Genomic DNA, 14916 nt, shown 5'->3' with positions numbered 1-14916 from the left:
CTCTTTTTCACTATGAGCAGTCTTGAAACAGGAACCGTCGAAACTGAATCAGACGTGACTCAATTGTTAAAAGACATTCCGGGAGTGACTCTTCAGCAAGGAATCGCGGTTACTGCTGATCAGGTTAAAACATTACTCAGCGATATTTTCCTTATCGAAGACCGATCAGGTTTTGCGCTCACCACGTTGATTACAGGCCCCCATTCCTTTGTGGTGACAACCGATCACTTTGAAGAAGTCACTGCAGATGTCGACGCACTGGGACTTGCGAGCAATGTGACAGTCAGGAAATTTGATCTATCACAGTAAGGTCTTCAGATAGTCTTTCGCTTCACTTTTTGATGTAATCATTCCTTTCTGCTGCGCTTCATGAATTTTCTGCAGCAGCGCTCCGACTTCTGCTCCCGGTTTGACACCCAGAAGGTCCATCACGTCATCGCCGGTAAGGAGCGGCTTTTGCGGACGCGGTTGCCTGTCGAGGAATGCATTTTCATCCGCGATGATGCGGTAGTAGAGATCGAAATTGCCAGGAGTTGTTCCTGCTGCATCGAGGTAGAAGAGTTGTATGAGTTCTGCAAACCACGGATGGTAATACCAGTGCCCTTTGCGGTCGTCTTCCATCTCGAAAAACGCATTCATCATCATGTGGTGTTTGATCATCCAGGCAATTTTCTCGATGCGCTTTTTCGGCATCTGCAGGCGTGTGAATACGTCGATAGCAATCTCCGATGAGACGGTTGCATGTTCATTGAATCGGATCCGTTCCTCTTGGGAAAATGTTTTCGTTTTCCCGACATCATGAAACAGTGTTGCGATTCTGACATCGGCACCATCTTCCTCTCTGAATTTTTTCAGACAATTCATCGTGTGATTCCAGACATCTCCCTCCTGATGATATTCCACCGGCTGAGCCATGCCTTTACAGGCATACAGTTCCGGAAGGAAATGCTCGAGAATACCGAGCTCCCACAAATCTTCAAATGCAATCTGCGGATGCGGGCTCATCAGTATTTTTTCGACTTCTTCCAACTGACGCGACCCAGACAGGGTTTTGACCAGTGCAGCCTGTTCACGCAGTGCCCGATACGTATCCGGATGATACTGGCCGTTCAGTAATGCCTTGAAGCGGACGCAGCGCAATATTCGCAATGCGTCATGCTTGATGCGCGTAGCGGGGTCACCGATAAACTGGATCATCTTTTCTTTCAGATCCGCTTCGCCGTCGAATGGATCGTAGAGTTCCCGGCTGATCGGGTGAAAATAGAGGGCGTTGATAGTGAAATCGCGTCTCTTTGCGTCACTGTCTCGATCACTGAATGTGACCGATTCCGGATGCCGTCCGTCCGATGCCTCGTCGTCTTCGCGGAAGGTCGTGATTTCAAACTCATCGTTTCCGATTGGAATGCGTACGCTGCCGAGCGCCTTTGGGGTGAGCGTCGCTTTCGGGAAGAGCGCGATGATCTGTTCGGGCGTTGCGGCTGTTGCAATGTCGATGTCTGCGGGAACTTTTGCCATCAGCATATCGCGGACACATCCTCCTACCCACCAGGTATCAAACCCTGCATCACTCAGTGTTTCTACAATTTTATAGGCCGCTTCTCCGTATGCAGTTCTCAGTGTTGCGTCGATGATCTCTTTCGTAAGACTCATGAAGTCAGTATACACTCTCTTTATGCTCCGCATCGCAACTCCCGGCGTTCCCCTCTCTGCCCCGAAAGGCAGCGGCACCATTGAAGGTATCGAATACGCCGCGACACTGGGCATTAATGCCATGGAAATGGAATGGGTACAGTCGACGCCGAAGAATCCGGATCACGTGGCAAAGGTTGCGGAGACAGCAAAGCAATGCGGCTTTGCGCTCACGGTGCATGGTTCGTATTTCATCAACCTCTGTGCGGATGACCCGGAAAAGCTGGAAGCGAGTAAACGCAGAATTATTGATGCATGCGCTATGGCACAGATTGCAGGTGCCGTCTCTGTGTGTATTCATCCGGCCTTTTACCAGGGCAAAACATCAGCCCAAGCGCTGGAATCAGTCCGGCGTGCGACCGATGACATTCTGAAATCCAAAAATACGCTCTTTCCGGATGTGAATCTCGCGTACGAAACCATGGGAAAGCAGACGCAGTTTGGCACGCTGGAAGAAGTGCTGACCGTCAGCAAAGAGTTTGGTTTGTATCCGTGCGTCGATATTTCGCATATGCATGCGCGCGCGAATGGCGGCATGAATGCGGAGAAAGAATGGAAACAGATGCTCGATACCTACGCTGAGTATCTGGGTGAAGATGCACTCCAGCATGTGCACTTTCATCTCTCCGGGATTTTGTATTCCGAGAAGGGCGAAAAGAAACACCTGCCGATGGATGAAGCAGAATTCAAGTGGCGGGAGTATGTGAGCGTCCTGAAGAAGCGAAAAGTAGGCGGAATACTCGTGTGTGAGTCCCCGCTGATGGAAAAGGATACCTTGCTCATTCAAGAGTATTATCGTGGATTGTAATTTATTGAGGCACTATCTTTGCTAGGATGTCGATGATTTAGCATTCCCCTCTTTCACATGAACCTCGCCATCAATGGATTCGGACGCATCGGCCGCCAGGCTCTCCGTATCATTCTCGACAAGCATCAGGACGTGAACGTTGTGCTCATTAATGACCTGACCGATACGAAGACGCTCGCACATCTTTTTGAGTTCGACAGTAGCTACGGCATTTTCAAGGGAGATGTATCTGCGACAGAAGACAGCATTGTCATCAATGGAAAGGCCATCAAAATTACCGCCATCAAAGATCCTGCTACGCTTCCGCACAAAGAGCTGAACGTGGATGTGGTACTCGAGTGTACGGGGCGTTTCACCAAGCGCGACGATGCGGCGCTGCATCTCACCGCAGGTGCCAAGAAAGTCATTATCTCCGCTCCCTGCAAGGACCAGGCCGATGCCACGATTTGCATGGGTGTGAATGAGACGGTGTATGACCCTGCAACCATGCATGTCATCAGCAATGCATCCTGCACGACCAACTGTCTGGCTCCGATGGTGAAAGTCCTGAACGATTCATTTGGCATCGTAAACGGATTCATGACGACTATCCACAGCTACACAAACGACCAGAATCTCCTCGACCTCCCCCACTCCGATCTCCGCCGCGCCCGCGCCGCAGCCATCAACATGGTGCCGACGAGCACAGGCGCTGCCAAAGCAATCGGACTGGTGGTTCCGGAACTCCAGGGCAAGATGAACGGTATTGCTGTCCGCGTGCCGACACCGACCGGAAGTTTGAATGATGTCACTATTATGACGGAGAAAGAAGTCAGTGTGGATGCCATCAATGCAGCCTTCGATGCAGCGGCAGCCAGCGGATCACTCAAAGGAATTCTCCGCGTCGAGAAGCGCCCGATTGTGTCCCACGACATCGTTGGTGACCCCAGCAGCTGTATTATCGACTCTGCTCTGACGCAGGTCATGGGTAAGAACCTCGCCAAAGTATTCGGTTGGTACGACAACGAGTGGGGCTACAGCAATAGAATCGTGGAACTTGCCAAATATGTTGGCGGTACGCTCTGATATCTCTGTTGCAATTGACACGATAGTTTGAAGGGAGCTCCGTTCTCCTGCATGTTCCGGAGCTTCCTGTGGCAATAGTCCGATTGCCATCAGTTTTGCTCTGCGCAAACGTGCATCCCGGTTGTGATTCTGATATTTCTGTCTGCAGTTGTCATTTGAAAATGATGATGTCCCAAAATGGACGTTCATGAGACCTGCAATGGTGATGTAATCCACTTCTTTCTTTGCCGTGAGATACTTTCTGCTTTCTACTTTCTCACGCAGGAATGCCCATTCCTCCGGAGAGAATACCACTCGGTGATCCTCTGTGAGTTTTTTTGTACGTTTCTCCGCAAGTTTTCCTGCATGGTTTTCATATTTCCTGTGTCGTTGCCTTGCTTCTATCAGTTCTCTCTTTTCTGTAGGAACGGCATTGATAATCACTTTTCTCACAATCTGTTCATTTGTTTTTGGTGCGGCACGTTCGTTCAGATGTAGTTCATCGTGGAGGCGGTTTACAATATCGTGCGCGTAGATTTCTTCTTCCATGAACAAGCTCGCAATGCGGTTGCGCAGAGCATCATCCTGGAGAATGCGCATGTATTCCTTCTGTTTGTATCCGGCAGGAAGAGCGTTTGTTGGCAAATCCGTTGCTTCCGGGTTATGCAGCCTCATACTTTCTTCCTATTTTCCTATCTTTTTTTACATAGTCAATAACAGACAGCAATCGTCTGTTATTGACTAATGAGAGTACCTATTACTTTTCTTCCGTTGGCTTTTCATCGACCACTTCCGCATCCACCACATCGTCTTTCGGCTTCTCACCGCCGGATGCTTTTGCAGCTTCTTCTTTCTGTGCTTCTTCGTAGATAATCTTGCCTATTTCCTGCGCTGAGAGTGCGAGATCTTCCGTTGCCTTCTTGATGTCTTCGCTCGGTGTGTCTTCCTTCTTCAGGAGGTCGCGGAGCGTGTTCATCTTTTCGTTCACGGTTTTCTTCGTGTCATCCTTTATCTTCGCATCGTGTTCGCGCAGCTGCTTCTCGAGGTTGAAGATCATTGCATCGGCAGAGTTGCGGATATCAATTTCTTCGCGCTTCTTCTTGTCTTCCTCTGCGTGCAGTTCTGCATCTTTCTTCATCTGCTCAACTTCCTCTTTGCTGAGACCTGTGGAGCCCTGAATGGTGATGTGCTGCTCTTTGCCGGTTCCCTTGTCTTTCGCTTTCACGTTGAGGATACCGTTTGAGTCGAGGTCGAGAGAGACTTCAATCTGCGGCATACCGCGCGGAGCCGGGGGGATGCCATCGAGGATAAAGCGGCCGAGAGACTTGTTGTCCTTCGAGAGTTCGCGTTCACCTTGTGTGATGTGAATTTCGACGGACGGCTGATTGTCTGCGGCGGTGGAGAAGATCTGGCTCTTAGAGGTCGGGATCTTTGTGTTGCGCTCAATCAGCTTGGTAGCAATGCCTCCCATGGTTTCGATGCCGAAGCTGAGCGGCGTCACGTCGACGAGGACGATGTCTTTATTAATGTCTCCGCCAAGCACACCGGCCTGCACGGCAGCACCGATTGCGACCACTTCGTCCGGGTTCACACCCTTGTGCGGCTCTTTGCCGAAAATCTCTTTCACCTTCTCAATCACCTTCGGCATGCGCGTCATTCCTCCCACCAGCACCACTTCATGAATATCGCTCTTCGAGACCTTTGCATCTTTCATCGCCTTCATACACGGCTCGATGGTTTTCTCGATCAAATCCGCAACGAGTGATTCGAGCTTCGCGCGGGAGAGCTTCATCAGCAAATGCTTCGGGCCTGTCGCATCAGCGGTAATGAACGGCAGGTTGATTTCTGTCTCCATGGACGACGACAGTTCGATCTTCGCTTTTTCTGCGGATTCCTTCAGGCGCTGGATAGCGATCTTATCGGCACTGAGATCGACACCGCTCTCCTTTTTAAATTCTGCGAGAATCCATTCAATAATCACCTGGTCGAAGTCATCTCCTCCGAGGTGTGTGTCACCGTTTGTCGCGAGTACTTCGAACACGCCGTCGCCCATTTCGAGCACGGAGACGTCGAAGGTTCCTCCTCCGAGGTCGTACACCACAATCTTCTCTTCCTTTCCTTTATCAAGTCCGTACGCAAGCGCAGCGGCCGTCGGTTCGTTGATGATGCGCACCACTTCGAGTCCGGCAATCTGGCCCGCTTCTTTCGTAGCCTGACGCTGGGAGTCGTCGAAGTACGCAGGAACGGTGATGACTGCTTTATCGACTTTCGTTCCGAGGAACGCTTCCGCATCTGCTTTGAGTTTCTGCAGCACTTTTGCGCTGACTTCCTGTGGCAGCATTTCTTTGCCGTTCACGACAATCGATGCGCGGCCTTCTTTGCCGCTCTTCACTTCAAACGGCATATTGGCCGCTTCGCTCTTTACTTCATCGTGTCTGTGACCAATGAAACGCTTCGCAGAGAAAATCGTGTTTTTCGGGTTCGTGACAGCCTGGCGCTTGGCGGATACTCCGACAAGGACTTCGTTGTCCTTGAAGGCAACGACAGACGGGGTCGTGCGGTTTCCTTCGGCATTCGGGATCACGACCGGCTCACCGCCTTCAATAACCGCGACGCAGGAGTTGGTGGTACCAAGGTCAATTCCAATGATCTTGCTCATAATCTAGGGGGTAAATGAGGAAATTTATCACTCGGGATTTTAGAGTGATAAATTTGCAGGGTCAATATCTTTCTCTTTAATTCTCCGACCAGTCCCGTCCAGGAAAGAGTCTTTCACCATTAATACTAATATTGATTCCTCTGTAATTGCTGTCCCGTTCCTGCAGGAGACATTCAATCAGTTTATCCACAGCAGGCTCCCTGATTTGTTGCTCCATTTCTTCAGGAGACTCCCCCCGATAGTTGTTTGGTTCGTTCATAGTTGAATGGTAGACATTTTTAAGAATCTGTCAAAAGACAGAGCGGAAAGAGAAAAATACGCTATACTGCCCCTATGTTTTTAGACGAAGCAAAAATCGAAGTCTCCGGCGGTGATGGTGGTGACGGCTGTGTCAGCTGGCGCCGTGAAAAGTACGTGCCCAAAGGCGGACCGGACGGTGGAAACGGCGGGCGCGGCGGCAATGTGGTGTTTGTGGCGGATTCGAACACAGATACACTCAGCGATTTCGCATCCCGTAAACGGTTTGAAGCGGAAAAAGGCGGCTTCGGACGCGGGGCACATAAAGCAGGAAAGGCGGCAGAGGATTTGATTCTCGCTGTTCCACCGGGAACAACCGTCTCAGAAGTCGATCCTACGGACCCAACCAAGCGCATCCTCATTGGAGATTTGCGTGTGGTGGGCGATCAACTCGTCGCTGCAGCCGGTGGGCGCGGCGGATTTGGAAACGGCCACTTCCTGAGCTCCACACGTCAGCGTCCGGATTTTGCAGAACTCGGTGAGCCCGGTGAGCATCGTTTTATGATTCTGGAACTGAAACTGGTGGCAGATGTGGGAATCATCGGATACCCGAGCGTTGGAAAGTCGACTCTCATCTCCGTTATTAGTGCTGCACGTCCGAAAATTGCTGCGTATCCGTTTACCACGCTTGTGCCAAACCTCGGTGTGGTCACTATCGGCTCATCTTCGAGTTCCCAGGGCGGACGCTCGTTTGTGGTCTGCGATATTCCGGGACTGATTGAAGGCGCCAGCGAGGGCAAAGGCCTTGGTGATAAATTCCTCAAGCACGTCGAACGCTGCGGAGTGCTTCTGCATCTGCTGGATATCGAACGTGCGCTTGAAGAAGGAAACAAGGTGAATGTGCAGAAACTGATTGATGACTATCATGCCATCCGCAAAGAACTGCATGCTTATTCCGAGACGCTCGATACGAAGCGTGAGCTCGTTCTGCTCAATAAAACCGACCTTATTGGTGGCGATACCGCTGCCATTGAGAAAGAACTGAAGAAGAACGGCATCGATATTTACATGAGCATTTCCTCTGCCACGAAAGGAAACACAGATGAGCTCGTGACGAAGCTTCTGCCGCTTGTCCTGGAAGAACGTGAGAAGCGCGCCCAGCTTGCAGACGACATTGCCGAAGAAAAGGCATCTGCCCTGCCTATTCTCAAGCCTCAGGAGGCATCGATCAAAATGGGTGCGTACCGTATTGAAAAGAAAGAAGACGGACACATTTATGTGACCGGTAAGCGCCTGGAGCAGTTTACTGCCATGACCAACTTTGATTCAGCCGGCGCCGTTGAGCGCTTCCGCGATGTGCTGGACCGCATCGGATTCCTGCGCGCACTCAAGCAGCACCTCAAGAAAGAGAATGAGGAGGATGCGGACCGTCATGTCTATATAGGAAAGGTCCGCGTGGACGAACATCTCTAAATACCAAAAAGGGCGGGCTTCAGCCCGCCCAGAAACCCCCTCTTTCACCGATTACCGCTCCGTGTGGTATCAATATCGCGATCCGTATCGGTGGATCCTTGTCGTGCCGTGTCATTCTGCATATCGTCTCTATTACTACTTGTCTGAGCATCCTGCTGCTGCCTGTCGTTCTGATTCTTTTTCATAGAACGTGGGGGAAAAGAAGTAAGTAAGGAACAATCGTGCACGATTGCAGTAGTGATGACGGGGGCTTCCGGCGTGACTTACAAAAATGATCACTATTCTACGAATTCGTGAAAAAGTGATCTATTCTAACGCATTGATAGGAAATGGTGGCCAGGGCCAGGATCGAACTGGCGACACCTCGCTCTTCAGGCGAGTGCTCTACCACTGAGCTACCTGGCCAAAGGTCGCAAAATCGTGGTGCGGGGACTATAGCAAATGCTCTCTCAACAAAGAAGAGGTCTGAACCTCTTGTCTGAATTTGGCTTCGGATAGATCCGACCATTATACCATAAATAGCCTCTCTTTGCTGCGCTTTTGTGACGGGGATGCCGGTATAAAATAGATATAGGGCATTTATACGCCTATTTGACAGATTATAAGAAAATGCTTTACATCTATTATAAACCATGGTTTAATACTCCTCCTTTCTTATTAATCCCCCCAACCACCCGTGGAAAAGTTCTCCTTCCTCCGCCGGACGCTGTCCGCATTTGCTCTTCTGAGCATGATCGCCGGTACAACGGTCGCGTTGGCCGATTCTAGTTCTTCTTCCGGTTATACAACCATCTCCATCACTGATGGAAAGGTGACTGTAGCCCCGGGTGCAACAATCCTCTACGTGGTCACTCTGACCCGCCATGCAGGACCTGTTGGCTATTCTGACCTGGTTGTCACGCTTCCGAGCGAGGCTGACACTGTGTATCCGGACCGTGATGGCCGTGTCGCAGGAAACCGCGTCATTTGGGACAAAGTGGCTGTGAGCCAGGGGGAAAAGCAGATCTTCACCATTTCTGTGAAGCTGAAGACCAATATCTCTGTAAACACAGAGCTCCACGCTGTTGCTCAGTCCTCCAACCTCCAGGCTTCTGATGTCACCACCGTGACCGGACGCCTCCCAGACAGCACATTCCGCGTACATGTGACGGATAACCTTGAATTGGTCTATCCGGGTGAAACACAGCACTACGTTGTGACTGTGCGCAACACCTCTGCATCTGCAGCCCGCACAGATGTGACCGCAAACGTCACATCCCTCAACTCTGTCGACTCTATCTCCCCTGCTGCAAACATCTCCTACCCGGTTATTACCTGGAGAGACGTCTACTTTGAGCCGAACGAACAGAAGACCTTCACCTTCAATGCAGACATGCGCAAGCGCCAGGCTCCGTACACCGCAGCCCGTGTGATTGCCCGCGCAGGTACCTATACCGCTACAGATACGACCCTTTCCCGCGATTTGCACGGTGATCCGACCTTCATGGTCGCAACGGAACGCAATGGCATTACAACCATCAGCTCCCGCGACAATCACTCGTCCCGCACGTCTTCTGCGAACGCCAAGAGTGTTCTCTTCCGCAAGACCGCAGACTCCGGTGACGTCGTCCCGGGTGGCACTATCCGCTACACCTTCCTTGTCCAGAACGTTCTTTTGAACACGGTCCGCGATGCAGTCATTACCGAGCGTTTTGACCCGGCTCTCGTCACGATCGTCGACGCTGGAGAAGGCAAGATCATTGGAAACGGTATCATCCAGTGGACTCTCCCGGTCCTTCAGTCCGGTGAGACATGGAGAACGTCGTACACAGTCCGCGTCTCAAACAACCTGAAGAACGGTACCGCTATCAACAGCGTTGCAACGCTCAGCGGAAAGGACGTTGGTAACGCCACTCTCAACGAGAAAGTGACTGTTTCCACCACCACATCCGTTGTCGGAAACCTTCCGGCTACTGGTGCCGCTATGGATCTTCTCTTCATGGTTGCGACCGCTCCCCTTGCATTCGCCGGTATGAAGCTCCAGCGCCGCAAGCTGCGTTAAGCACTCCCCTATCGACTGTAAAAAGAGGGCCTTCGGGTCCTCTTTTTTGTAGAAAAACGAAGTGTTATTTCGTCATGTATCTTTATATTTGCAATATTTAGAAAAATGTAGTATAATACAATCAAATGATACACAAATACACCAAATTCCTTAACGGAGCTTCTCTAGGCACATTATCAGGAATCGCCTTATTGTTAGTTCTGTCAAATATCTACCTCCTTCAGTCCGTCGTCCGCGACAGCGTTCACGAGGCTGCGCCCAGTGCCCCTACAGGGTCGGTTGCAGACTGCGGTGACTGCGAGGCCTACACCGGATCCAGCGCCCTTCTGAACGAAGCGCAGAACCTCCAGAAGAGACTCTCTGCGAGTGGCGGTATGGTCCCGGGTGTTGCAACGCTCGTCCGTGCGCTTGAACAGCGCGAGGTATTGCAGACACGGTCTGTCACGGTGAAAGTATCTGACTCAGCATCGAGTGCAGAAAAAACGGAATGGACAGTCTCTCTCAAGAATCATCCGGAACTGATCACACTTGATGTGCAGTGGTCTTCCGCATCCTTCACGGTCGATAAAGCTCTTCTCTCTTCGTATATTGCAAAAGGAATATTTGAAAACCAGCGCCAGCATGTCTCGACCAAAGTGACAGCTGTCACGCAGGACAAGCAGAAAGTCTCCCGCGCGGTGGATGCTCCTGTCGCACATAATGGATTTGCATACGACAGCAATTCCATGAGCCGCGTTGTGGCGAATGCTCTGGAGAATGGATACGACAACGTCGAAGTAAACGTCGCCTTCAAAAAGGCTGACGTGATTGTCGCCCTCGATGGAAAAGAGCAGTCCCTCACACTGCTTGCATCCGGCCGCTCCGACTTTTCGAACTCTCCGGAAGAGCGCGTCTGGAACGTGCACAAGGCTATTGATGAACGCATAAATAACATTGTGGTGAAGCCGGGAGAAGTCTTCTCGTTTGTGGATACTCTCGGTGGCCCTGTCACGCTGGATAAAGGCTGGAGAGAAGGTCTTGGCCTCTTCGGTGGTGGCGCTGCCCTCACTCCTGGTGCCGGTATCTGTCAGGCTGCTACCACGGTCTTCCGTGCAGCACTCCTCGCAGGATTTCCGATTGTTGAAAAGCGCAACCACAGTATGTGGGTCGACCACTACGAACCGTATGGTGCCGGACTCGATGCCACTATCTTCCCTGGTGTCCACGACATGCGCTTCAGAAACGACACCGAAGGGTACCTGCTCATTCAGGCCTACATTCATGACATTGACGACGTAACTGTGCAGGTCTACGGCATCAGCGATAACCGCACCGTCTCTCTCGATGGCCCGTACTTCTACAACACGAAGCCTCGCGCCAGTGAACTCAAGCCCCTCGGACACGATCAGGTGGGATGGGTGCGCACCGTCACACACACCGACGGTCGTCAGGAAGTAAAACCTCTCGTTGCAACCTACCACAAGGGTATCCCCCGCTTCGTCTTCAAGAAGTACGAAAACACCCCGGGTACCACCCTCCTGCACGCTCTTGTCTCCACTGGAGGCACGCTCGTGGTTGCAAACGATCTCTGATTGTTGTGCCTGTAGATGCATGTTGCTAGACTGGCTGCATGCGTTCCACACTCACCCTCAGCCTCGTCCTTAGCCTTTTTCTCGCAGCCTGTTCAGGTTCTGTGACCGACCCACAAACGGGTAGCGGCACAAACACCGGCACGGGTGCGACGATCGATACTGCAACCGGCACCGGTCAGGTGATGACGAAAGAAATGCTGATGGCACTCGCAGACGCAGGCAATGCTGATGCGCAGTTTGAAGTGGGAAGCATGTACATGGAAGGAATTGAAGTACCGAAAGATATGGCCAAAGGTGTGCAGTGGCTGGAGAAAGCAGCCGCACAAGGCGACCTGCGCTCCCAGTTCAACCTTGGTATTTCCTACTACGACGGACTCGATCTCCCCCAGGACTACGCAAAAGCCCGCCAGTGGTTCGACAAAGCCGCAAAAAACGGTAGCGACCGTGCGGAATATAACCTCGGCGTCATGTTTTACCGCGGCGAAGGCGTCACCATCGACATGAAGCGCGCAATGAACTACTTCAAGTCCTCTGCAGAGAAAGGCTTTGCCGATGCTGCGTTCAACCTTGGCGTCATGTATGCGAAAGGAGAAGGTGCAGCCCTGAACAACATGGAAGCGTATTCGTGGTTCACGGTTGCGGGAATCCTTGGCGATACAAAGGCGCAGGAAGTGATTGGTCCGGTGACGGCAAAGTTGAGTGCGGAAGAGAAAGAAGCTGCGACGAAGCGGGTGCAGGAGATTATTAAGGGGATTCAGGAGGAGGTGGAGGGGTGATCCGTATGTCAATTTGTATATGGTCCTAAAAACCTATCACCATTAAAGTGAATTAAATGTGTAGGTTCTTCTGCAATCCATACTTCAGATTCCCAAGAAATATTACTCAAATATTTAACCATGGCTTTACGGGTTAAAAATGAAGTTACAAAAACTAAACCAGCTTTTGAGGAGCTAAATAATCGCTTCAATTCATCTCTTCTTTTTCCATCTACAGGTCCATGTGATGTAACAGCTTCAATAAGAATAAGCCAATTTTTTTCAACGTGATACAAAATAACATCTGGCATTTTACCGTGCGATTCAACTGTAATGTTTAAGTTTGCAATCAACTTTTCATCATAATAAGCAAATTTTTCTTCAGTATCACCAACATAAACTAGTTTGCCATTTGGTGTATAAATAGATGCAAATTCTTCAATTATTTGCTTAACTAAAATATTTTGCCCACCTGGAGATAGAGTTATTGTTTTTCCGGCTGCAAGTTTTACTGGGATGCGATTCATCTTTCTCTCTCGTGCGTAACGTTTTTTCAATGTTTCAATGATGCTTAGATATACAGTTAGATTATTTCCCCACTCTTTTGTTCCATAAGTTTTAAGAAGCTCAAGAACTGTTGGATCAATCTGATACACTGCTTTAGGACTATTTACTGGCCGATCAGGCTTGTCTGGATTTGCAGTGATTAAGCCAGCTTCAATAAATTGATGAACACTCTGTCTTCTCACAGTTTCTCTAGTGTTTGGCTTATATTTTTTTTTGTAATATTTAGCAAAGAATTCCATCATTGGAGTAATGCCGCACAATGGATTATTCGCTTCATCCCATGAATTTTTTGGCTTTATATCAAGCAATGCTAATAAAGTTAAAGCAGAACGTTCATTCTGCTGCTCTCTAGGTAATTCTAGCTGTTCGAGTATAGCCAGTGCTTCTTGAATATGTTTCATTTGAGCTATAGGGCTCGTTTATAGTAGCGCAATTTTCTTGTTAAGTAACTCTTTTTGCACGAGAGCATCAATTGTTTCTTGGGATATAGGGAATGGAGTTTTTTTACCTAGAGTTCTAAGTTCTTCTAATGATGGGTATTTAATGCTGTTTAGATCAGTGGCATTAACTTGTGTATGACCGTTAAAAAGTCGGAAATAAGTATCAACTAGAGTTGAATTAAGAAATACAAATATTCCTTTAGCTAAATTCTCGTCCAAACCTACTCCATTCATATGGAAATAATTTAAATGGTTTTCAAAACCAATTAGGTCAGCTTTCGTAAAAGATGGTTCATAAATGACCGCAACGATTCGGCGCTTTTCTTCTTTTGAAGAAAAACGTTTTACGATCACATATCTCTCATTGCTAATCAATGAAGGTTCAGTATTGATATTTCGAATAATTGCATTCGGCTTTTTAGAATTCATTTTTGGCCAATGTATTTTTCCTTCACTAAAATGAGTTGGAAAAATTAGAGGAACTGTATCTGATTCAGGCATACCTCTTAAAAATTCTTTTGCACGGAAATCCACAACTTTTCCTGTTGATACTTTAAGTCCTAAATTTGATAAAGAGGAATTAAAGTAGTTCATATTTTTTGAAGCCCAATCACCAATTTCGTTCGGTATTATATGTATAAACATTTCAGGATCATTTGGATTAATTACCTTTGAGTAAGGTATTTCTCTTGATGAGTTGATTGCGTCAACTGATTTATTACTCGAACTAATTTGAACAAAGGGAATCTCTCTGTTTTTAAATGCGCTAAATATAATATTTTCTTGTAGTACTGCATCTTCTTTAAATGCATCTTTACGAGATTCGAAAATGTGAATTTTCGATAATGCCATCTTTTTCAAAAATAATTCTCTGAAAGGACGGAAATATGGACCATTGCAAAAACTTCTTGGTGTAATCGCAACCATTTGACCATCAGCCTTTAATAATTTCATAGCAACTGCTAAGAATCCTGCGTATAAATTCCCTGTTTCGATTCCTACTTCTCTCAGTAAAAATCGTATATCTGACTGACTATGTATTTTCTTATACGGAGGATTCATTACTACACAGTCAAATAATTGCTGCTCGGATGACTGTTGTAATTTCTGAACACTATCTTTTATAAAATCTGAGTTAATTATTTCATATTCAAATTTAATTCCTTGATTTTTACATAGAAGGGCGCAAATTTTATATGTTTCTTCTAAATAAGCTAAAAGTTCTGTATCAACTTCAAAGGCAGTTAGTTTTATACTCTTGGTTTTGGAAGATCTTTTACATATTTCTTGAATACAAGCTATAGAAAGATTTCCAACACCTGCACCTGCATCTAGTAAGGAAAGATGGGATTTGTTAAATTCGAACATTGAAGCTAATAAATGAGCAATTGGTGCTGGTGTAAAAAATTGACCTAGACTAGATTTTTTTTCAGAAGTTGTTTCAAGTGCAGCTCTAATTCTAAGAGCTTCTACCTGGTATAAAATCGATTTTGGAAGCTTAATAGCCTTTGATTTTCCTATTTGCGCTGTAACTATCATTGTTCACAATTGTACATTGTGTGCTGTTATTTGAGAAATTGCTAAATCACCATTATTTAACTATTTGAAAAAAATAAAAGTTAGGTAAACTGT

Annotated in this window: 12 protein-coding genes and 1 tRNA gene; 7 read left to right on the top strand and 6 right to left on the bottom strand. The window is 48.3% G+C overall.

The genetic code is table 11. The features are described 5' to 3' along the window. The first annotated feature begins 12 nt into the window (after nucleotides 1–12). The gene (locus tag K8942_03135; protein ID UPA22036.1) at nucleotides 13–309 is read left to right on the top strand and encodes a hypothetical protein; all 297 of its coding nucleotides are present in this window, start codon (nucleotides 13–15) and stop codon (nucleotides 307–309) included. Here K8942_03135 and K8942_03130 read toward each other — a convergent pair. Beyond that, the gene (locus K8942_03130; GenBank protein ID UPA22035.1) at nucleotides 301–1650 is read right to left on the bottom strand and encodes a CCA tRNA nucleotidyltransferase; all 1350 of its coding nucleotides are present in this window, start codon (nucleotides 1648–1650) and stop codon (nucleotides 301–303) included. The two genes, K8942_03135 and K8942_03130, sit on opposite strands and share 9 nt — an antisense overlap. Before the next feature lie 22 nt (nucleotides 1651–1672). On the opposite strand from K8942_03130, the gene K8942_03125 reads away from it, so the two are divergent. Both K8942_03125 and gap read left to right on the top strand, forming a co-directional pair. After that, nucleotides 1673–2497 carry a TIM barrel protein gene (locus K8942_03125; GenBank protein UPA22034.1) on the top strand — a complete coding sequence of 275 codons (825 nt, stop codon included), beginning with the start codon at nucleotides 1673–1675 and terminating at the stop codon, nucleotides 2495–2497. Nucleotides 2498–2554: 57 nt separating this feature from the next. Next, the gene (gene gap / locus K8942_03120; GenBank protein ID UPA22033.1) at nucleotides 2555–3562 is read left to right on the top strand and encodes a type I glyceraldehyde-3-phosphate dehydrogenase; all 1008 of its coding nucleotides are present in this window, start codon (nucleotides 2555–2557) and stop codon (nucleotides 3560–3562) included. 736 nt (nucleotides 3563–4298) lie between these two features. Here gap and dnaK read toward each other — a convergent pair. Then, on the bottom strand, nucleotides 4299–6200 hold the full coding sequence (gene dnaK / locus K8942_03115) for a molecular chaperone DnaK (protein ID UPA22032.1): 1902 nt from the start codon (nucleotides 6198–6200) through the stop codon (nucleotides 4299–4301). Nucleotides 6201–6533: 333 nt separating this feature from the next. Between dnaK and obgE the strand changes: the two genes are divergently transcribed. Further along, nucleotides 6534–7910 (top strand): GTPase ObgE, encoded by a 1377-nt coding sequence (gene obgE / locus K8942_03110; GenBank protein ID UPA22031.1) that lies wholly within the window; start codon nucleotides 6534–6536, stop codon nucleotides 7908–7910. A gap of 44 nt (nucleotides 7911–7954) precedes the next feature. Here obgE and K8942_03105 read toward each other — a convergent pair whose 3' ends face one another. After that, on the bottom strand, nucleotides 7955–8095 hold the full coding sequence (locus K8942_03105; GenBank protein UPA22030.1) for a hypothetical protein: 141 nt from the start codon (nucleotides 8093–8095) through the stop codon (nucleotides 7955–7957). A 145-nt stretch (nucleotides 8096–8240) separates the two neighbouring features. Continuing rightward, nucleotides 8241–8315 (bottom strand) — tRNA-Phe (locus K8942_03100). Nucleotides 8316–8586: 271 nt separating this feature from the next. Between K8942_03100 and K8942_03095 the strand changes: the two genes are divergently transcribed. The 3 genes from K8942_03095 to K8942_03085 all read left to right on the top strand — a co-directional run bounded on the left by K8942_03095 (nucleotide 8587) and on the right by K8942_03085 (nucleotide 12298). Beyond that, a complete protein-coding gene (locus K8942_03095) occupies nucleotides 8587–9951 on the top strand; it encodes a DUF11 domain-containing protein (GenBank protein ID UPA22029.1) in 1365 nt (454 codons plus the stop codon). A gap of 191 nt (nucleotides 9952–10142) precedes the next feature. Continuing rightward, complete coding sequence (locus K8942_03090) at nucleotides 10143–11522, top strand: VanW family protein (protein UPA22028.1); 1380 nt, start codon at nucleotides 10143–10145, stop codon at nucleotides 11520–11522. Between the two features lie 38 nt (nucleotides 11523–11560). Continuing rightward, entirely contained in the window at nucleotides 11561–12298 is a 738-nt protein-coding gene (locus tag K8942_03085; protein ID UPA22027.1) for a sel1 repeat family protein, read from the top strand. Nucleotides 12299–12306: 8 nt separating this feature from the next. On the opposite strand, the gene K8942_03080 is transcribed toward K8942_03085, so the two are convergent. Both K8942_03080 and K8942_03075 read right to left on the bottom strand, forming a co-directional pair. Further along, the gene (locus tag K8942_03080) at nucleotides 12307–13245 is read right to left on the bottom strand and encodes a restriction endonuclease (protein UPA22026.1); all 939 of its coding nucleotides are present in this window, start codon (nucleotides 13243–13245) and stop codon (nucleotides 12307–12309) included. An 18-nt stretch (nucleotides 13246–13263) separates the two neighbouring features. Further along, the gene (locus K8942_03075) at nucleotides 13264–14823 is read right to left on the bottom strand and encodes an Eco57I restriction-modification methylase domain-containing protein (protein ID UPA22025.1); all 1560 of its coding nucleotides are present in this window, start codon (nucleotides 14821–14823) and stop codon (nucleotides 13264–13266) included. Nucleotides 14824–14916 lie beyond the last annotated feature (93 nt).

It is taken from the genome of Candidatus Peribacteria bacterium, from assembly GCA_023038255.1.
In the GTDB taxonomy this organism is placed as follows: Bacteria; Patescibacteriota; Gracilibacteria; order Peribacterales; family Peribacteraceae; genus CALREJ01.
This window is presented reverse-complemented; position numbering and strand designations above follow the sequence as displayed.